Source organism: Azospirillum formosense (assembly GCF_040500525.1).
GTDB lineage: Bacteria > Pseudomonadota > Alphaproteobacteria > Azospirillales > Azospirillaceae > Azospirillum > Azospirillum formosense_A.
This window is the reverse complement of record NZ_CP159403.1, coordinates 53,967-72,987: the sequence shown is the minus strand read 5'-3', so window position 1 is coordinate 72,987 and position 19,021 is coordinate 53,967. Positions and strand designations below refer to the sequence as shown.

Here is a 19,021-nt window from a genome sequence, read left to right as displayed (position 1 = left end):
CGGCGTCAGGCGGCCTTTGGCCGCCGAGAGCCCCGGGAGAGGGAGGGACCCGCGCGAAGCGCGGGAGGGTGAGGGTCGTCCAACGGCGCGACCGCCTGATCCTTGCACTCACCCTCACCCTTCCCGCTTCGCGGGCCCCTTCCCTCTCCCGAGGCGGGAGAGGGAAGCCGCCCAACGCCAAACGGACACCCCATGCTGAGCTCGCTCCAGCCCCGCTCCCGGCCGCCGCTGCGCTGGTCGCACCTGACCAAAAAGGCGCGCTTCGCGCTGATCCTGGCGGCGGCGATGCTCGTCACCGTGCTGGTCTCCCTGGTCGTCCGCGCCGGCTTCCTCGGCGACAGCGCGCGCGAGCCGCTGACCGTCGCCGTCGTCGGGCCGCTCAGCGGGCCGGACGCGGCGCTGGGGCTGGCCCTGCGCAAGGGGGCGGCGCTGCGCGCCGACACCATCAACGCGGCGGGCGGCGTCGCCGGCCGTCCCGTGGTGGTCAAGCCCTTCGACGACGAGGGCGACAAGGGCAAGTCGCTGGAGATCGCCCGGCGCGTCTCCAACGATCCCTCGGTCCTCGCGGTGATCGGCCACACGCCGGACGCCGCCGACAGCGCGACGGCGATCTACGCCCAGCGGCAGATCCCGCTGATCGCCCCGCGCCCGCTGGTCCGCCCGGCGGACGCCGCGCCCAGCCCCTGGCTGTTCAGCATCACGCTGGACCGCACGCACGAGACGCGCTTCCTCGCCAACTACGTGCGCAACGTGGTGGGCGAGCCGACCGTCGCCATCGTCCGCGAGGACAGCGAGCAGGCAGCATTCCAGGCCGGGCAGTTCGACGCGATCCTCCAGCGCTTCGGCACCAGGCTGGTCGGCCAGTGGACCTTCGCGCCGGGCCGCGGCGGTGCCGGCGCCCTGCCGGCGCTGGCCCAAGCGGTCAAGGAGAAGATGCCGACCGGCGCCGTCATCGTCATCGGGTCGGCGGTGGACAGCGCGCGGGTGGTGGTGGCGCTGCGCGACGCCGGGGTGCGCAACCTGATCGCCGGCAGCTCGGAGATGGCCTCGTCGGCCTTCCGCACCGAGATCGTCGCCCAGGCCCAGGCCAACCCCAAGGCGCTGACGCCGGAGGCCTACGGCCACGGCCTGCTGGTGTCCTCGCCCGTGCTGTTCGACACGGCGAACGAGCGGGCGCAGCGCTTCTACGGCCAGTATGTGAAGCGCTTCAACGCGGTGCCCGACTGGGCGGCGGCGCTGGGCGCCGACGGCGTGGACCTCATAGCCGGAGCCATCGCTAAAACGAATACCGCCGCCGGCAAGCCGGACGGCGAGGCGCTCCGCCGCGCCATCGCCGACCACGACCGCGCCGAGACCGCCTTCCAGGGCACGGTCGGCACCTGGACCTTTGACGCGCGGGGCCAAGCGACCCTGCCGGTGATGATGGCCTCCTACAACGGCCTGAACCCGGTGGCGGCGCTGACCCAGCTCCAGCCGATCCGCGAGGCCGGCGTCTCCAACTTCCTGGAGGAGGTCACCAAGGGCCGGGCGCTCTACGTCAACGACCGCTTCATGTACAAGACGGACGTCATCTACACCGGCGTCCAGCTCCACGAGATCCGTGACCTCAATCCGGACGCCAACGAGGCGACGCTGAACCTGACGATCTGGTTCCGCTACCGCGGCGCCTTCAACCCGGCGGACGTCGTCTTCACCAACGCGGTCAAGCCGGTCGAGCTGGGCAAGCCCTACCGCGAGGAGCGCGGCGAGGTCACCACCTACGTCGCCTACCGGATCGAGGGGCGCTTCGCCCTGAACGTCTTCGACCAGCGCCCGCCCTACGGCAGCCAGACGGTCGGCGTCAGCTTCCGCCACCGGACGCAGAACCGGAACACGGTGATGTTCGTCACCGACGTTCTCGGCATGTCGCTGGTCGACACCAACGACTTCGTGGAGAAGCTGAAGGCGATGGCCGCCGCGGAAACCGCGTCCGCCGTCGATCCCGGCCTCGCCGACCGCTTCCGCCGCGCGCTGGAGGGCGAGAGCGAAAGCTCCACCCTGCTCGACCAGCTCCGCGCCAAGCGGGTGCTGGCGCCGTCGCCCGGCTGGCGGCTGTCGCGCGCCTGGATCTCGCAGGACGTCGCCTCGGTCGGCAGCGAGGGCGATCCCAACTACGTCGGTTTCGGGCGCCCGCAGCCGGACTTCTCGCGGGTCGATTTCGGCGTGGTCGCCACCCCGGACGCCCCGGCGGCGCGCGACTTCATCCACCGCGACTTCTTCGTCTACATCGCCATCTTCAGCGCCGTGCTGGCGGTCTTCGCCGCCGTCATGGACCGCCGCGACCGCGGCCAGTTCTGGAAGATCCAGACGCTGTTCATGCGCATTCTGTCCTGGCCGCTGCTGCTGATGTCCGCCGGCAACATCGCGCTGGACCAGGCGGTGGCGACGCTGCCGCCGAGCGGGATCGCCATGGTGGTGAACGGCGTCAACGTGCTGTGGTGGATTGTGCCGGCCATCCTGGTCGACCGCACGCTGGAACGCTTCGTCTGGACCCCGCTGGAAATCCGCACCCAGCGCAAGATTCCCGGCATCGTCCGCCGCTTCTCGACCCTGATCGTCTTCGGCTTCGCCGGCTGCGGCATCATCGCCTTCGTGCTGAAGCAGCCGATCACCAGCCTGCTCGCCGCCTCCGGCCTCGTCGGCATGGTCATCGGCCTCGCCATCCAGGCGAACATCGCCAACGTCTTCTCCGGCATCGTCCTGAACATCGAGCGGCCGTTCCAGATCGGCGACAGCATCCAGATCACCGATCTGGTGCGCGGCGTCGTGGTCGACATGACGTGGCGCACGGTGCGGATCCGCAACGTCGCCGGCTTCATCGTCGCCATGCCCAACGCCAAGGTGTCGGAGGCGACCGTCGTCAACTTCAGCGCGGTCGAGCGGGTGTCGATGAAGCTGGAATATTACGCCGACGCCCGCCACGACCCCGGCCAGATGGGCGGCCTGCTGACCACCGCCCTGCAGAACGCCGACAAGGTGATGCCCAGCGCCACCGGCGGCCCGCCCTTCGTCCGCTACGACGGCATCCGCGGCGTCAACGGCCAATGGCTGTGCAAGTACAACCTGTTCTTCTGGGTCGAGGACTACGACGCCAGCTTCGTCGTGCCCGAGCTGGTCTGGCGCTCCGTCTACCGGACGCTGGCCGAGGCCGGCATCGAACCGACCCCGCCCGACCTGATGGAGGCCGCCGGCCCCGCCGCCGCGATCAACGCCCAGCGCAAGGCGATTCCGGCATGAGCAGGAACACCCCGATGATGCGAACCCTGATCGCCGCGACGGCGCTGCTGCCGGTCCTGCTCGCCGGGACGGGCTGCGCGCCGCTGGGCGGCGACCGCCCCGGCGCGATCCTGGAGAAGGTGGCCGACGGCGACTACGACGTGGGCATCCGCTACCCCGCCAAGCGCGCGCGCTACGTGATGATCGTGGAGGAGGACGAGGACGGCTTCGTCGTGACCAACCGTCCCGCCACAGGCCGGGAAATGGACCCCGCCCCGGCCCCGGCGGCAGCGGAGCCGCAGCGCAACGACCGCGTCCTCGCCCCCTGCGCCGAGGCGACCGGCAACTGGTACCGCCATACCCCGGCGGGCTACGTCTGCGTCGGCCAGTCGGCGCCCGGCGGCGGGGGCTGAGGCGGTGGCTGACATGAAGCGCCTCGCGATCATCCTGTCCCTGACGCTTGCCGGCTGCGCCGCGGGCGTCCCCACGCCCGGCGCGGGGCGCGCCGACGCCCCCGTGCTGCGCATCGTCGCCGAGCCCGACGCCAACGGGCGCCGCCCGGTCGCCGTCGACGTGGTGCGGGTGGCCGATCCGGCGCTGGCCGGGCGGCTGGCCGGTCTCGACGCCGCCGGCTGGTTCCGCGACCGCGAGGCGCTGAGCGCCGAGGCCGGCAACCGCATCGCCATCGCCTCCTGGGAGATGGTGCCGGGCCAGAGCGTGCTGCTGCACAGCCTGCCTCCCTTCGCTCCATCTCCTGCCACCCCGACCCGAACCCTCGTCTACGCCCGGTACGGCGCGTCCGGCGCCCACCGGCAGAGTCTGGACGGCGCCGGCGCCCTGGACGTGCGGCTGGGACGGGACAGCTTCACCGTGGCTCCGCTGACGGAGGGAACGCCGTGACCACCCAAACCGCTGCGGCCCAATCCGCCCCTGCACCGAAGGCCATGCCCGCCGGGAGCAAGCCCGCCGGCACGCTGGCCCTGTTCCGCGCCTTCCAGGAGGACCTGCTCGCCGGCTGCGCCGACGCGCAGGCCCCGGCGGGGACGGTGGCCGACCGCCTGACCGCGACGCTCCACGGGATGAGCGGCGCCGCCGTCTCGCAGGGGCCGGGCGCGCACGGCACGGTGGTCAAGGCGGCCTTCGCCATGGCCATGCTGGCCGATCGCGCGCTGGCCCAGACGCGGCCCGCCGACGCCGTGGTCTCCAGCCGTCTGTTCGGCGCGAACGCCACGCTGCAGACCCTGTTCGTCCAGGCCGACGACCTGATCCGCCAGGGCGCCAAGGCCGACCGCGGGCTGGCCGCCGTCTATCTCGCGGCGCTGGCTCTGGGCTTTCCCGACGACGCCCAGGCGACCGCCCGCCGCCCCGCCCTGCACCGCATCGTCGTCGGCGAGCGCGCCGCGGCCAGCCACCCCAGCCCGCGCGCCTGCGAGCCGCCGGAAGGCGCCGTGCCCGGCTACCCCGCGCCGTCCGCACGCCGCTGGTGGTGGGCGGTCGGCGGGACCGCCGTGCTGTTCCTGGTGGTCTCGCACCTGCTGTGGGCCGGCGCCGTCGGCGGCATCCAACGCGATCTGAGCGGCGCCCGCGCCGCGGTCGAGGACATGGGGCTGTCATGGTCCTACTGATGCTCACGCTGGAGCTGGTGCTCTCCACCATCGGCTCCGCCATCGTCACTCTGCTGTCCTTCGCCGTCACGCTGGCGCCCTACGCGCTGCTGGCGCTGCCGCTCTACATCTTCTACCGCCTCGGCCGGATGGTCTGGCCGACGCTGCGCGGCTGGCGGCGCAAGCCCGCCGCCAAGGGCACCGTCCGGAAGAAGGCGCCCGCGCGCCGGACCGCCCCGCCAGCGCCGCTGCGCGTCCGCGCAGAGGTGCCACCGCCGAAGAAGGCCGCCGCCGACACGCCGCCCAACGCCCGCATCTACGGCGAGGGGCTGGACATCCTGACGCGGCAGATGCGCGGTCCCCTGCGCCGCGGCGACATCCCGTGGTTCCTCGCCTTCGGCGTCGGCGGCCCGGCCCTGCTCGCCACCGACCCGACCCATGTCCGCTGGCCCGAGGACGGCAACGGCGAGAACGGCTGCTGGTGGTTCTGCGAAGGGGCGGCGATCCTGCACGCTGGCGCCGATTCCGCCGACGGCTCCCGGCTGGGCGCGTCCTGGCCGGCGCTGGTCGCGGCGATGCGCAAGCGGCCGATGCGCCGCCCGCTGGACGGCGTCCTGCTGATGGTCGGCGCCGACGAGCTGAGCGCCGCCGCCGAGCGCCCCGCCAAGCACCATGGCCCGCGCGACGCGCTGGCCAAGCGGGGCGCCGCCCTGCGGGAGCGCCTGCGGACCCTGCGCGACGATCTCGGCGTGGTCGCCCCCGTGCATGTGGTCGTGGTTCGCGCCGAGGCGCTGGACGGCTTCGCCGACCTCTGCGCCGCCATGCCGTCGGCCCTGCTGGACGGCGTGCTGGGATGGACCAACCCGCAGGACTGGGCGAAGCCCTTCGAGCCGCGCCGCATCGACGAGGCGTTCGAGGCCATCGCCGCCGACATCGCCGTTCTGGAGGCCGACGCCTTCGCCGCCGGCACCGCCGGGGTGCGCCTGCCGCTGCTGCCGGCGTCCCTGGACACGCTGCGCCATCCGCTGGCGCTGTTCCTCGACGGCGCCCTGGGAGGAGATGGAGGCGGCGACGATCAGGCGGAGCCCTTCCCGCTGCGCGGCATCGCCCTGACCGGCGCCTACGCCCCGGCCACTGGCGGGCGCCGTCCGGTCTTCGCCCGCGACCTGCTGCCGGGCCGGGCCTTCGCCGAGGCCGGCTATGGGCGGCCGTCCGACGCCGCCTACCAGCAGGCCCACAAGCGCCGCCGGATGGCGCAGGCGGCGCTCGCCGCCTCGGTCGCCGGCCTGTCGGTCGCCGCGTGGCAGGGCGTGTCCAGCGTGTCCGCCGGCAGCCCGCCGGTCGCCGCCGCCACCGCCGACCTCCGCCGGGCGCTGCTGGCGCGCGACGCCGTGACCGACGGGCCTCTGGTCGGGCACGTGATCGCCGCCACGGCGGTGATGGAGCGCAGTCCCCTCGCCACGCCGCTGCTGCCGACCTCGCTGTTCAGCGCCTTCGACGAGGACAAGAAGCGGCTCGCCTCGGTCACGCTGCGCCGCTCGGTGCTGCGGCCGATCCGTGACGCGCTGCTGCCCAGCGCCACCATGGCCGACCTGCCGCCGGTGGCCAACCCGCAGCGGGTGGAAGACCTGCCCGCCTTCCGCCGCCTCGCCGAGCAGCTCGACCGCATCGGCGGGCGGCGCGACGCGCTAGAGCGCTACGACCGCTTCCGCCGCAACAGCGGCTTCGACGAGCTGAACGCGCTGGCCGAAAGCGTCTACGGCGCCGTCCCCCGTTCGCCGATGACGGCGACGGACGGCTACATCACGCGCATCGCCGCGGGCGCCGACCTGCCCAACCTCGACGCCCGGACCATCGCCGCGGCGGTGCGCGCGGAATCGGTGCAGCTCGCCGCCCCGCTGGCCGAGGAGCTGTACGGCCGCAACCCGCTCCGCCAGCGCGCCGAGGCCCTGGCCGAGCGGCTGCGCGGCCTGCCGGAGGCGCCGACCGCCGAGGACGTCGACGACGTCCGCCGCCTGACCGGCGCCGTCGCCGAGGCCGTCGCCTGGCCCATCGCCGGTGCCTTGCAGGACCCCGCCCGCGGCCTGCCCGACGCGATCCGTGTGGTGCTTCAGAAGGCCGCCATCGCCGATCTGCCGGGCCGGGACACCACCGACCGCATCACCGAGGCCCTGTCCACCGCCGCAACCGGCGCCCGCGCCGCCGTCCTGGCGCTGGACGCGCCGCAGACCGGCGCCCTGTTCGCGGTGGGCGAGGGCGGGGCCTTGACCCTGAACCCGGCGGTGATCGCGCTGCCGGACGCCCTGGCCGCCGCCCTGCCCGCACCGGCTCCCGAGGCTCCGCCCGCCGTGGTTGCCAAGCCGGCCGAGCCGAAGCCGGAGCCGCCGAAGCCTGAACAAGCCAAGCCCGCCGAAGCCAAACCCGCCGAAGCCAAGCCTGCGCAACCAAAGCCCGTTGCGCCCGAAGCCGAGCCGGCCAAGCCCGTCGCGGCGGCTCCGCCTGCCGCGCGCCCCTCGCCGGACCCCGTGGCGCCGCCGCCCGCCGTCGCGCCCGCCATCACAGAGGAGCCGGCCGTCGTCGCGCATCTGCCGATCCCGCCCCGACCGCCGGTGGAGGCCACGATCCCGGACAGCGACGTCGCCCTGTCGAAGCTGTCCGCCGCCTTCGCGCAGACCCTCGCCGGGCGCTTCCCCTTCGTCGGCTCCGAACAGGCGCGCGGCGCGCCGGACGCCGACCCGCAGGACGTCCGCCGCTTCTACCGGCAGCTCGACGAGCACCGGGCGGCGGTGATGCGGACCGCGACCCCCGAGGTCGCCGCCTTCATGGAGCGGATGGAGGCCGCCCGCCCCCTGCTGGAAGCCGTCGCGCGCCCAGCGCCGGTCGGCGTCCGCCTCACCTACGGCGCCAACCGCGCGCAGGAGGTCGGGGCGGAGCACATCATCGACTGGTCGGTGCGCTCCGGCTCCAGCGCGGTGGGCGCGGCAGCCAACGGCGGAACGCTCGCCTGGACGCCAGGCCAGCCGGTTTTGCTGAGCGCCCGCTGGGCCGCCGGGTCGCCCTTCCGTCCGAAGGGCGCGCCGGCGGGCGGAACCGCCGCGGCGACCGGCGACACCATCACCCTGGCGGAACGCGGGCCGTGGGCGCTGCTGCGCCTGCTGAAAGGCCACGCCCCGTCGTCGTCGCGGGACGGCCTGCTGCTGCGCGTCGCCCTGCCGACGCAGACCATCGACGGACAGCCGGTGCGCGACACCGTCCTGGTCCTGGGGGCGGCGATCAGCGCCGGAACGCGCAACGAGCTTCCGGCGCGCGCCCTCGACCTGCCGGTTCGCTTCCCGCAAAGGTAGTGAAGTTCATTACACAAAGAAAAGCTCATGATGGACTTTGTTACAATTCGTAGAAAGATGAAGCAGCTTCCGACAAAAACACCACCAGTGGTCATAGGCATTTAATGCGTTGTTAAGTACTGAATATGTATCAAGTCGTTGGGGCATATTGGATCGTTGGACAGTCGTTCTCTGTCCAGCGACGGTCCCAGGGACCCCCGCCTAATTTACCAGCAGCAATATGGGCATTCTTTTACCAGTCGCCTCGATGGCGGTTGATTGGCGATGTTTTGTTTCTTTCGGAATGCTGATCTTGCGACGCATAACGTCCTAAGGCGTGTATCGAAAACAGAAGTTTCCACCTGAAATCAACCTCACCTGACCCTCGAAAGGTTTCGGATCATGGTAGACCGCAAGAAGCGCGCCCAGGAACTGATCAAGTACCACAGCTACGCCTCGGGCGCCTTCGGACTCATCCCCGTTCCCGGCGCGGACGTCGCCGCGGTCAGCGTGGCCCAGCTCAACCTGATCCATAAGCTCGCCAAGCTCTATGAGATCGAGTTCGCGCAGGAGCGCACCCGCGCGATCATCGGCGCGCTGATGGGCGGCGTCATGCCCGGCGCGCTCAGCTCCAGCGTGCTCGGCTCCGCCGTGAAGGCCGTTCCGTTCATCGGCACCGCCCTGGGCGTCGCCGTCATGCCGGCCCTGTCTCTGGCCGCCACCCAGGCGCTCGGCCGCGTGTTCGCGCAGCATTTCGAGACCGGCGGCACGCTGCTGGACTTCGACGTCGAGGCGATGCGCGAGCATTTCCGCAAGGAGTTCGAGGCCGCCCGGAACGAGGCCGCCAAGGACGAGGCCGGCGAGGCTCCGGCCGCCGCGCCGCAGATGGAAGAGCAGCCGGTCCAGAAGGCCGGCTAAGGGCACGACGCCGGGGCGCCGGGCAAAGAGGGAAGCATCGCCGTGTTCGAGCTGATCTACATCGGTCTCTGCCTGCTGGTCGGGTTTCTGGGGATCGGCCGCCGCGGCGGCTTCCTGCTTTACGCCTTCCTGGCGGTGGTCCTGACACCGCCCGGCGCCCTTCTCGTGATGATCCTGCTGACCACCCGCGCCAAGAAGCGGGCGAAGGCATGACGGCGGCGACGGCGTCCGTCCTCCGCCCGGCGCTGCGGCTCCTGCTGCCGGTCCTGCTGGCGCTGTTCGCCGCGGTTCTCCCGGCGCGCGCCGAATACTGGACCATCGCGTCGGAAGATCATTTCCCGCCCTACAACTACTCCTTCAACGGCACCCGCACGGGGATCGACACCGAGATCGTCGTCGCCCTGCTGAAGGAGCTGACCATCACCCCGGTCCACCGGCCGCTGTCCTGGACCGAGGTCGTCCGGTCGATGGACGAGAACACCGCCGACGTCGGGTTCCAGTTCATCGCCTCGCCCGCCCGTTTCGCGCAATACAACATGATCGGCCCGTTCCGCACCGGCACGACCGTCTTCATGGTGCGCAAGGACTCCCCCATCGCCTTCGAGCGGCTGGAGGACCTGACCCCCTACCGCATCGGCGTGGTCGACGGCTTCGCCTACGCGCCGGACTTCGACGCCGCGACCTATCTGGAAAAGATCCCGTCGAGCAGCAACGTGGTCAACTTCCGCCGCCTGATCCTGGGCCGGGTGGACGTGATCGTCGGCGACCTGCATGTGCTGAACCACATGGCCAAGCAGGACGGGCGGCTGAAGGACGTGCGCGTCCTGCCCAAGCCGCTCGGCCTGATCCCCCGCTACATCGCCATGCCCAAGGCGCGCAAGGAGAAGGCCGAACGGCTGCAGGCCGCCTTCGTCAAGCTGCGCGACAACGGCACGATCACCCGCATCCTCGACTCCTGGCTGGCGGAGTGACGCGGACCGATGAGCAAAAGCAAGACAAGCAAGCGTGCCGCCCCCAGCCGGCCCGTCTCGGCCCTGCTGCCCCTGATCGGGCTGGCCGACCGTGAGATCCTGACCCGGCTGGTGGTCACCGGCTGCGTCGCCGCCGCCGCCAACCTCATCAGCCTGATGAGCCTCAGCGCCGAGCTGAACGGTTGGATGCGCGGCGAGGTGCTGGACACGCCCTTCCTGATCTTCTGCCTGGCGCTGCTGGTCTCCTACAGCTTCAGCAAGCGCTTCGTCGGGCTGGTGCTGACCACCGGCTTCAGCGCGCTGGCCGGGGTGCGGCGGCGCTTCCTGCAGACCGTCACGCTGGGCAACCACGCCGACATCCTCGACATGCAGGCCCGCCGCTCCTTCGACCTCGGCAACCACCATCTGGAGCGCATCGCGGCGCTGCTGCCCAACCTGTCGATCGCCGCCAACATGATGCTGGTGGCGGTCGTGGCCTACCTCTACCTGTGGACGCTGACCACCGTGGGCGCGACGCTGCTTCTGGTGGCCGGCGCGATGATCGGCGGCTGGTACGTGCGCGAGGCGCAGCGGACCCGTGCCCTCCTCGGCCAAGCCAAGGAGTCCGAGGTGCGGATGCTCCAGGGCTTCTCCGAGATCGTCGGCGGCAACGCCGAGATCAAGCTGGGCAAGGCGCGGCGCGACGAGTTGGCCCAGGCGGTCGAGGCCGACGTCGCCCAATGGGAGGACCTGAAGCGGCGCCACGGGCGCAATCTGGGCGAGCTGTTCTCCTGGATCGCCACCATCGTCATCGGCTTCTCCGCGGTCTTCGTCTTCATCTTCCCGCGCATGGGCGCGCTGTCGGCGGCGGAGCTGCCGCTGGTCACCTCGGTCATCCTGTTCCTCGCCCGGCCGCTGTCGAAGTTCCTCAACGCCGTGCCCGACTACATCGCGGCGGAGGATGCGGCGAACCAGCTCACCACCCTGCTGGCCGCCATGCCGGCGGCGGAGTACGCGCCGTCGAAGCTGGCCCGCGCGCCGCGCCGCTTCTCCGCCATCGAGCTGCGCAACGTGCGCTTCGCCTACCGCGCCGGGCTGCGGCCCGAGCCCTTCGTGATCGGTCCCATCGACATGACCATCCCGGCGGGCAGCGTCGTCGGCATCGTCGGCGCCAACGGGTCGGGCAAGTCCACCCTGCTGCGCGTCATCCCGCTGCTGTTCCGCCCGGACGAGGGGCAGGTGCTGCTCGACGGGCAGGCGGTGGAGGGCGACCGGCTGGAATCCTACCGCGACCTGTTCTGCGCGGTGTTCCAGGACCACCACCTGTTCACCCGCCTGCCGCAGGGGCCGACCTTCGACGCGGAGCTGTTCCGCGAGATGCTGGCCTATCTCAAGATCGACCATCTGGTTCCGGAGACCGGCGATGGCCTGCTGAACCGCGACCTCTCCAAGGGCCAGCGCCGCCGCGTCGCCCTGGCCGTCGCGGTCGCGGAGGGGCGTCCGATCATCATCCTCGACGAATGGACGTCCGACCAGGACGCCGAGTTCCGCACCCGCTTCACCAACGAGATCATCGGCAAGCTGCGGGCGCTCGGCCGCACCGTGATCTTCGTGTCGCACGACGGCAACGCCGCGTCGGTCTGCGACGTGACCATTCACATGACCAACGGCCACATGACGAACGGGCAGACGGGCACGCCGGCCGACAAGGCCGCGTCCCGCCCCGCCACGGCTTTGCTCCAGGAGACCGCGTGACATGGCTGACCAGGCCTTCACCTACGACGACGCCGACGCGACGCCGCAGCCGAAGTCGCGCCTGCGCGCGCTGCTCGGCAACTGGTACGACGAGCACCGCCGGTCGCTGCTGTGCACGCTGCTGGTCGGCATCCTGATCTTCCTCTACTTCGCGCCGTCGATCGTCGTCTTCATCCCCGCCGGCCACGGCGGCGTGCTGTGGAAGCGCTTCCATCAGGGCACCCAGATGGGTCCGGCCCTGGCCGAGGGCGTGCACGTCATCTTCCCCTGGGACAAGATCGAGGTCTACGACCTGCGCCTGCAGGAGGACACCCGCTCCTACTCGGCCATCGCCAACGACGGCCTGAACGTCAGCATCGAGATCACGGTGCGCTACCGCCCCTACGCGGAGATGCTGGCCGCCCTGCACAAGAACGTCGGGCCGAACTACCTGGAAGTGCTGCTGGTGCCGGAGGTCGGGTCGGTCTCGCGCGAGATCGTGTCGCGCTTCAAGGCCGACGAGCTGTACGCCCACCGCCGCCTGCGCGTTCAGACCGAGACCTTCGAGCAGGTCGCCGACCGCGTGATGTACGCCCAGATCATCGGGGCCGAGGACACGCCGAAGCCCGACGGGCGGACCAAGACCGGCTACCTGCTGATCCAGGACATCCTGATCCGCAACGTCTCGCTGCCCGAGGCGATCATGGTGTCGATCGAGCGCAAGATCCAGCAGGACCAGGCCGCCCAGGAATACCAGTTCCGCCTGCAGCGCGAGCTGTTCGAGAGCCAGCGCAAGCAGCTCGAAGGCCAGGGCATCCGCGCCTTCCAGGAGACGGTGCAGGCCAACCTGACCGAGAACTACCTGCGCTGGCGCGGCATCGAGGCGACGCTGGAGCTGGCCCATTCGCCCAACGCCAAGATCGTCGTCATCGGCAACGCCGCCAGCGGCGGGCTGCCCCTGATCCTCGACGCCGCCTCGGGCCAGGGCGCCACCCTCCCGATGCCGGGCGCCCCCGCACCCGGCGCGCCGCAGGCGGGGGCCGCGACGGTCACCATGCCGAGCGGCCTGCCGGTGCCGCCCGCCGCGCAGCTCCCCTCGCTGAGCGGCGAGGGCACCCCCGGACAGGTGCCGGTCGCCCAGATGCCCAGCCTGAACACCGCGGGCGCCGAACCCGCGCCGTCCGCGGCGGGCCACGCGCCGACGGCGCCGGTCCCCGGCGTCAAGCCCCAGGCGGCGGGTGGTGCCGCGGGGGCCGCCAGCGGACCAGCCAAGGACGGGAAGGCCGCGGCGGCCCCCATCCTGTCGACCATGTCGCCGTCCCGCCTGCTCGACCTCATCCAGCCCAAGTGAGCCGGCGATGGATCTCTGGCGCATCCTGAGACGCGACGCCCTGCGCAACATGCAGCCGCTGATGCTGCTGGCGGTGCTGGCGGCGGCCCTCAACCTCGCCCTGCTGACCTCGCTGAACAGCGCTCTGGTCATCATGGACGATCCGGAGGGGTTGCAGCGTCTGCTGTTCATCTTCCTGCTGTCCGCCTTCTCCTGGCGGTTCGCCCAGGGCTGGATGATGAGCGCGGCGTCCAAGCGGATGCAGGCGGCGCTGGCGGTTCTGCGCGTCGACCTGCTGCGCCGCGCGGTGGCCGCCGACCTGCCCGATGCCATGGCGGTCGGGTCCACCCGCCTCGCCCAGGTCGCCGGGCCGGAGCTTCAGCTTCTCGCCCAGGCGGTGCCGACGCTGGTCATCAGCTTTCAGTCGGTCGCGGCGATCCTCCTCTGCCTGCTCTACCTCGCCACCCTGTCGAACGCCGCGGTGCTGATCGTGCTGGGCTTCCTGACGGTCGGCGGCGTCCTGATCACCCGCTCCGTCCTGCGGCTGGAGCGGCTGTCGGAGACGATCCACGAGGCCGAGGGCGCGCTGTCGGAACGGTCGGACCACATCCTGCAGACCCTGCGCGAGTGCAAGCTGAACCGCCGCCGCGCCGCCAACGCGCTGTCCGACGCCACCGCCTGCGCCGAGGCGCTGCGCAAGGAGCGCCACCGCTTCGGCGCCGAGTACAGCCACTACTTCACGCTGAGCGAGCTGACCTATTACGCGGCGCTGGCCGGGATCATCTTCCTGCTGCCGGCGGTGACGAGCACCGACATCGCGACCGTCGTGCTGGCCGGCCACGCCGCCGCCTTCATCGCCTACCCGGTCATCACCATCGTCGCCTCCTACCCCTCCTACATCAGCGCCGAGACCGCCGCCCGGTCGTATCTGGCGGTGGAGGCGGAGCTGAAGGCGCCGCCGCGCCCTGCGCAGCGCCGGGTCAAGGACGCGCCGCCGACCGGTTTCGGCGACTTCTCCACCATCGCGCTCGACGGCGCGTCGTACCGCCACCCCGGACGCGACGGCACCGGCTCCTTCACCGTCGGTCCCATCGACCTGACGGTGGAGCGCGGCAACGTCGTCTTCGTCACCGGCCACAACGGCGCCGGCAAGAGCACGCTGATCCACATGCTGCTCGGCCTCTACCCGGCGCAACGCGGCAGCCTGACGGTGGACGGCGCGGTGGTGACGGCGGACACGCTGGGCTCCTACCGCGACCTGTTCTCCGTCGTCTTCTCCGACAACCACGTCACCCGCCAGCTCTACGGCGCGGTGTCGCTGGAGGACGGCTTCGCCGACGAGCTGCTCGACCTGCTGGAGATGTCGGACAAGGTGGCGGTCGAAGGCCGCGCCTTCACGACGGTGGACCTGTCGCAGGGGCAGAAGAAGCGCCTCGCGCTGGCCGCCGCCCTGCTGGAGCGCAAGCCCGTGCTGGTGCTCGACGAATGGGCCGCCGACCAGTCCCCCTACTTCCGGCGGAAATTCTACCGCGAGATCATTCCCTGGATGAAGGCGCGCGGCATCACCGTGATCGCCGTGACCCACGACGACGCGTATTTCGACGCCGCCGACGTGCAGATCCAGGTGGAGCAGGGCGGTATCCGCCGGCTCGACACCCCCGCCCTTCCGGCCCCCGACCTGCTGCCCGCCTGATCCAGACCAGCGGATCGGGGCCAGCGGATCGGAGCCACCGACCGAACCCTCCCCTCCCCCAGACGCGAGACTGAGGCACACCATGATCCTTCTCACCGGCGGCACCGGCTTTCTCGGTGGTTCCTTCTACCTCGACGCCGTCAAGAACGGGACCGCGGCGGACTGCCTGCTGCTGATCCGCGGCGCCGACGAGGCCGCCTGCCGCGCCCGTCTCGCCACCAACCTGTCCCGCTGCGTCGACCGCGCCACGGCCCAGGCCTACGCCGATCTCTGCCAGATCATCCCGGGCGACCTGCAGTCGCTGGCGACCAGCGCCGACCCGCGGCTGGACGCGGTGACCCACATCGTCCACGTCGCCGCCGACACCTCCTTCGACAGCCGCCACTCGGTCTGGCAGATCAACGTCGACGGCACGCTGGCGCTGGCCGCCCGCGCCCGCCGCATGAAGCACCTGCAGCGCTTCCTGCACATCGGCACCGCCTTCTGCTGCGGCGAGACGCCGTGGCTGGAGATGGTCGAGGAGGCTCCGGCCCCCGGCCACGACACGCCGCACATCGTCGAATACACCCGCAGCAAGGCGGCGGCGGAACGCGCCCTGGCCGCCGGCTTCCCCGACCTGCCGATCGTCGTCTGCCGCCCGTCCATCGTCGTCGGCCACACCGCGATGGGCGTGCGCCCGAGCGCCAGCATCTTCTGGTTCTTCCGGCTGGTCGACCGCACCGGCGTCCTGCCCTGCTCGCCGGACGGCTTCATCGACATCGTTCCGGTGGACTGGGCCTCGGCCCGGCTGCACGACCTGCTGCGCAAGCCCGACCTGAAGCACAGCCTCTACCACATCTCCGCCGGCCTCGGCAGCCGCACCCTGTGGAGCGACTTCCAGGCCGCCTTCGCCGCGCACGGCCATGAGGGCACCCGCCCCTACAGCTTCTTCGACCCGAAGGGTCCGGAAGGCTGGAAGCCCTTCGACCGCGCCTTCCGCCTGGCCTTCCCGCAGCGCGACATCCTGCACCGGACGATGATGGCCGGCGGGCGCAAGTACCACCGCTTCACCGCGCAGGACATCGCCTTCGACAACAGCCGCCTGCTGGCCGAGGGCTTCACCCCGCCGCCGCGCTTCGCCGACTACATCGGCGTCTGCCTGACCAACCCCGGCACGACCATCGCCGAGCAGTTCGTCGACGACGCCGCCAGCTTCGAGTTCGACGAGTCGCTGGCTCCCGCCGAGGCGGCCACCGCCGCCGCCTGAGTCTCATCGCCGGAGAAGGACGCCATGCCGCTCCTCATCGCCACCCGCCTCGCCTCCAGCCCGATCCACGGGCTGGGACTCTTCGCCGAAGAGGCGGTCGCCGCCGGCACGCCGGTGTGGGCGTTCGACGCCCGCATCGATCGCCTGCTGGAGCCCGACGACGCCTTGCTGGCGGAGTTTCCGCAGGTCGCCCGGCTGGTCGATTTCCACGGCTGCGTGATCGAGGGCGTCGGCGTCCTTCTGCCGGGGGACGACGCCCGGTTCCTCAACCACGCGGACGGTCCATCGATCGGGCGGGCCGATCCCGGCGACTGGCGGCGCTTCGTCGCCCGCCGCGACATCGCCGCCGGGGAGGAGATCACCTGCAACTATGAGGACATCTGCGCCGACGTGCGCGAGGCCGGGGCGGCGCTCTATCTGACCGGGGCCGGGGCCGGAGCCGGGGAATGACCACGCCCGCGGCGCGCCCTCCCCTGCGGACCAGCTTCGTCGCGCCGGCGGCCCTGACGCCCGAGCGGCGGGCGGCGATGTTCGCCCTGCTCAGCGTCTGGTTCGAAGGCTACGGCGAGGACTATTTCAACGAGGAGTTGGACGGCCTCGACCACTGCGTTCTGCAGGAGGACGCCGGGACCGGGGAGCTGGTCGGCTTCGCCACCGTCTACCGGCAGGCGACGGAGATCGGCGGCACCGCCGTCGGCGCCTTCCACACCGCCCACTGCATCCTGGAGCGCCGCTTCTGGGGATCGAACGAGCTGGTCCGCTCGATGGTCGCCGAAATGGTCGCCCGCGCCCGCGCCGACCGTTCGGGACGGCTGTGGTACTGGAGCTACAGCGCGGTCGGCTACCGCTCCTACCGCTACATGCCGATGCTGTTCGTCCGCCACACGCCGCAACCGGACCAGCCCCCCGACGGCCTCGACCGGGCGTTCCGCGACCACATCGGGCGGGAATGCTTCGCCCAATACTACGACGCCGAAACCGGCACCGTGGACTGGCAATGGCAAGGCTACGGTCTGACCGAGGAGGCCCGCGCCATCAGCGAGGCCAAGCTGGACAGCCCGGCGGTCGCCCGGTTCCGCCGCATCAACCCGCGCTGGGCCGACAGCGTGGAGATCCTCTGCCTCGCCCGGCTAGAGGACGCCAACCTCACCCCCTTCGGCCGCCGCTGGTTTCCCGGCAGCCCTCCTCTCTCGACCCTGGAATGACGACGCCCATGAACGCCTTCTCCCTTCGCGCCGCCGCTCTCGCCGGCACCGCCTTCGCCGCCCTGACGTCGGCTCCGGCCCTGGCCGAGCCGAGCTTCGACCTGATCCTCGGCGGCGACGCCTATTTCCAGGGCGCCTACATCCGCCAGGACCGGGATGAGGGCCTGCGCTCGCGCGAGTTCGCCAACCGCTACCGTCTGGTCGTCACCCCGACGGCCACCGCCGACAACGGCCTGACCTACGGCGCGCGGCTGCGCATCGTGGCGGGCAACGGCGATCCGACCGTCTCGACCCGCAACATCGAGAACGACCGCGCCTTCCTCTTCGCCAACGGCGGCTTCGGCACGATCCAGGCCGGCGTCATCAACGGCCTGTCGGACGAATACGGGATGATCGGCCCGAACGTGGAAGGCGTGGCGGGCAGCCCGGACAGCAACGGCATCCTGTTCCTGAACGGCTCCTCGACCTTCGGCGCCCTGCCGCTGGCCGCCACCAGCCTGCGCACGCTGATCGCCTACGACACCGGGACCAAATTCGTCTACATCACGCCGAGCTTCGGCGGCCTGTCGGCGGCGGTGTCCTACATGCCGCGCAGCGGCGACTCCAACGCGTCGGTCAACCGCCGCACCACCGACGCGCTGGGTGACCTGCTGTCCTTCCGCGATGTGGTCGAGGTCGGCGGCGCCTTCCAGACCGCGGTCGGCGAGGTCAGCGTCGAGGGCAGCGCCTTCTACGCGACCGGCAAGGCGGTGCGCCAGACCGACGGCGTCGTCAGCCAGTCCTTCGAGGACCTGAACTCCGTCCATGTCGGCGCCAACGTCGGCTACGGTCCGGTGAAGGTCGGCGCCAGCTACGCCTACAGCGGCGACAGCGGCTACGCCGAGGGCCTCGCCCAGACGCGGGCGCAGCAGAACTGGATCTTCGGCGCGCAGTACGGCGCCGGGCCGCTGCTGCTCGCCGCCAACTACCTGCGGGCGCTGGGCAACGACAGCGCGACCATGTCCACGCCGAGCAAGGCGGACATCTGGCAGGGCGGCGTCACCTGGACCGTCGCCCCCGGCTTCACCGCCGGGCTGGAGTACGACTATGTGCGGTCCACCCTGCAGGCGGGCCGTCCCGACGGCGGCGACCTGAAGGACCGCGCGCACATCGTGATGCTCGACACCCGTCTGTCCTTCTGATCGCGCCGGGCGACGCGGCCCCGGTTCGCATCGCGGACCGGGGCCGCAGCGTTTTCGCGCGATCGACCCCCGCTTAAATCGTTTGTTGGCACCACGGAGCGCGGTCTACCCTGGCCACCCGAATCAACGTCAAAAGGGTGCGCCGGTGTTCGCGTTTCATCTCGCCTTTCCCATCCGGGACATCGAGGAAACCCGCCGTTTCTACGTCGATGTGCTGGGCTGCCGCGAAGGGCGCTCCACCGAGCGGTGGATCGATTTCGACTTCTTCGGCAACCAGATCTCCGCCCACCGCTCGTCCGAGCCGCGCTCGGCCGAGACCAGCATGGTCGACGGCAAGGCGGTGCCGCTGCATCATTTCGGGGCGGTGCTGCCGCGCCCGGTCTGGGACGCGCTGCGGGAGCGGCTGGAGGCCGCCGGCGCGACCTTCCTCCTGGAGCCGCAGATCCGCTACCCCGGCAAGCCGTCGGAGCAGGGGACCTTCTTCATCCTCGACCCGTCGGGCAACGGGCTGGAGTTCAAGAGCTTCACCGACGACTCCGGCATGTTCGCCCAGGTCGAGGCGACCTGACGCCGGCTCGGCCG

At 71.3% G+C, this 19,021-nt stretch carries 16 protein-coding genes; all 16 read left to right on the top strand.

The features are described from left to right. Positions 1 to 192: 192 nt before the first annotated feature. The 16 genes from ABVN73_RS13500 to ABVN73_RS13425 all read left to right on the top strand — a co-directional run bounded on the left by ABVN73_RS13500 (position 193) and on the right by ABVN73_RS13425 (position 19,007). Positions 193 to 3,276, top strand: a complete 3,084-nt coding sequence (locus ABVN73_RS13500; RefSeq protein ID WP_353860187.1) for an ABC transporter substrate-binding protein — start codon at positions 193 to 195, stop codon at positions 3,274 to 3,276. Further along, entirely contained in the window at positions 3,273 to 3,668 is a 396-nt protein-coding gene (locus ABVN73_RS13495; RefSeq protein WP_353860186.1) for a hypothetical protein, read from the top strand. Before ABVN73_RS13500 ends, ABVN73_RS13495 begins: the two co-directional genes overlap by 4 nt. A 13-nt stretch (positions 3,669 to 3,681) precedes the next feature. Next, on the top strand, positions 3,682 to 4,155 hold the full coding sequence (locus tag ABVN73_RS13490; protein ID WP_353860185.1) for a hypothetical protein: 474 nt from the start codon (positions 3,682 to 3,684) through the stop codon (positions 4,153 to 4,155). Beyond that, positions 4,152 to 4,880 carry a hypothetical protein gene (locus ABVN73_RS13485; protein ID WP_353860184.1) on the top strand — a complete coding sequence of 243 codons (729 nt, stop codon included), beginning with the start codon at positions 4,152 to 4,154 and terminating at the stop codon, positions 4,878 to 4,880. The genes ABVN73_RS13490 and ABVN73_RS13485 overlap by 4 nt, the downstream gene beginning before the upstream one ends. Then, the gene (locus tag ABVN73_RS13480) at positions 4,868 to 8,203 is read left to right on the top strand and encodes a type VI secretion protein IcmF/TssM N-terminal domain-containing protein (RefSeq protein ID WP_353860183.1); all 3,336 of its coding nucleotides are present in this window, start codon (positions 4,868 to 4,870) and stop codon (positions 8,201 to 8,203) included. Before ABVN73_RS13485 ends, ABVN73_RS13480 begins: the two co-directional genes overlap by 13 nt. Before the next feature lie 381 nt (positions 8,204 to 8,584). Continuing rightward, positions 8,585 to 9,100, top strand: a complete 516-nt coding sequence (locus tag ABVN73_RS13475) for a DUF697 domain-containing protein (protein ID WP_353860182.1) — start codon at positions 8,585 to 8,587, stop codon at positions 9,098 to 9,100. Positions 9,101 to 9,142: 42 nt separating this feature from the next. Further along, on the top strand, positions 9,143 to 9,313 hold the full coding sequence (locus ABVN73_RS13470; RefSeq protein ID WP_167555913.1) for a hypothetical protein: 171 nt from the start codon (positions 9,143 to 9,145) through the stop codon (positions 9,311 to 9,313). After that, positions 9,310 to 10,071 carry a transporter substrate-binding domain-containing protein gene (locus tag ABVN73_RS13465; protein ID WP_353860181.1) on the top strand — a complete coding sequence of 254 codons (762 nt, stop codon included), beginning with the start codon at positions 9,310 to 9,312 and terminating at the stop codon, positions 10,069 to 10,071. The genes ABVN73_RS13470 and ABVN73_RS13465 overlap by 4 nt, the downstream gene beginning before the upstream one ends. A gap of 9 nt (positions 10,072 to 10,080) precedes the next feature. Beyond that, positions 10,081 to 11,805: an ATP-binding cassette domain-containing protein gene (locus tag ABVN73_RS13460; RefSeq protein WP_353860180.1), complete on the top strand. Its 1,725-nt coding sequence runs from the start codon at positions 10,081 to 10,083 to the stop codon at positions 11,803 to 11,805. 1 nt (position 11,806) lies between these two features. Continuing rightward, on the top strand, positions 11,807 to 13,135 hold the full coding sequence (locus ABVN73_RS13455; protein WP_353860179.1) for a prohibitin family protein: 1,329 nt from the start codon (positions 11,807 to 11,809) through the stop codon (positions 13,133 to 13,135). Positions 13,136 to 13,142: 7 nt separating this feature from the next. Then, positions 13,143 to 14,807, top strand: a complete 1,665-nt coding sequence (locus ABVN73_RS13450; RefSeq protein ID WP_353860178.1) for an ATP-binding cassette domain-containing protein — start codon at positions 13,143 to 13,145, stop codon at positions 14,805 to 14,807. An 82-nt stretch (positions 14,808 to 14,889) separates the two neighbouring features. After that, positions 14,890 to 16,053, top strand: a complete 1,164-nt coding sequence (locus ABVN73_RS13445) for an SDR family oxidoreductase (RefSeq protein WP_353860177.1) — start codon at positions 14,890 to 14,892, stop codon at positions 16,051 to 16,053. A 24-nt stretch (positions 16,054 to 16,077) separates the two neighbouring features. Beyond that, positions 16,078 to 16,503, top strand: coding sequence for an SET domain-containing protein (locus tag ABVN73_RS13440; RefSeq protein WP_353860176.1), 426 nt, complete (start codon positions 16,078 to 16,080; stop codon positions 16,501 to 16,503). Further along, on the top strand, positions 16,500 to 17,258 hold the full coding sequence (locus ABVN73_RS13435; RefSeq protein WP_353860175.1) for a hypothetical protein: 759 nt from the start codon (positions 16,500 to 16,502) through the stop codon (positions 17,256 to 17,258). Before ABVN73_RS13440 ends, ABVN73_RS13435 begins: the two co-directional genes overlap by 4 nt. Positions 17,259 to 17,266: 8 nt before the next feature. Beyond that, a complete protein-coding gene (locus tag ABVN73_RS13430; protein ID WP_353860174.1) occupies positions 17,267 to 18,439 on the top strand; it encodes a porin in 1,173 nt (390 codons plus the stop codon). A gap of 145 nt (positions 18,440 to 18,584) precedes the next feature. Next, positions 18,585 to 19,007, top strand: a complete 423-nt coding sequence (locus ABVN73_RS13425) for a VOC family protein (protein WP_353860173.1) — start codon at positions 18,585 to 18,587, stop codon at positions 19,005 to 19,007. Positions 19,008 to 19,021 lie beyond the last annotated feature (14 nt).

Coding starts and splice junctions, on each gene's coding strand:
- ABVN73_RS13500 (WP_353860187.1), top strand. CDS start 193: ATGCTGAGCTCGCTCCAGCCCCGCTCCCGGCCGCCGCTGCGCTGGTCG.
- ABVN73_RS13495 (WP_353860186.1), top strand. CDS start 3,273: ATGAGCAGGAACACCCCGATGATGCGAACCCTGATCGCCGCGACGGCG.
- ABVN73_RS13490 (WP_353860185.1), top strand. CDS start 3,682: ATGAAGCGCCTCGCGATCATCCTGTCCCTGACGCTTGCCGGCTGCGCC.
- ABVN73_RS13480 (WP_353860183.1), top strand. CDS start 4,868: ATGGTCCTACTGATGCTCACGCTGGAGCTGGTGCTCTCCACCATCGGC.
- ABVN73_RS13475 (WP_353860182.1), top strand. CDS start 8,585: ATGGTAGACCGCAAGAAGCGCGCCCAGGAACTGATCAAGTACCACAGC.
- ABVN73_RS13465 (WP_353860181.1), top strand. CDS start 9,310: ATGACGGCGGCGACGGCGTCCGTCCTCCGCCCGGCGCTGCGGCTCCTG.
- ABVN73_RS13460 (WP_353860180.1), top strand. CDS start 10,081: ATGAGCAAAAGCAAGACAAGCAAGCGTGCCGCCCCCAGCCGGCCCGTC.
- ABVN73_RS13455 (WP_353860179.1), top strand. CDS start 11,807: ATGGCTGACCAGGCCTTCACCTACGACGACGCCGACGCGACGCCGCAG.
- ABVN73_RS13450 (WP_353860178.1), top strand. CDS start 13,143: ATGGATCTCTGGCGCATCCTGAGACGCGACGCCCTGCGCAACATGCAG.
- ABVN73_RS13445 (WP_353860177.1), top strand. CDS start 14,890: ATGATCCTTCTCACCGGCGGCACCGGCTTTCTCGGTGGTTCCTTCTAC.
- ABVN73_RS13440 (WP_353860176.1), top strand. CDS start 16,078: ATGCCGCTCCTCATCGCCACCCGCCTCGCCTCCAGCCCGATCCACGGG.
- ABVN73_RS13435 (WP_353860175.1), top strand. CDS start 16,500: ATGACCACGCCCGCGGCGCGCCCTCCCCTGCGGACCAGCTTCGTCGCG.
- ABVN73_RS13430 (WP_353860174.1), top strand. CDS start 17,267: ATGAACGCCTTCTCCCTTCGCGCCGCCGCTCTCGCCGGCACCGCCTTC.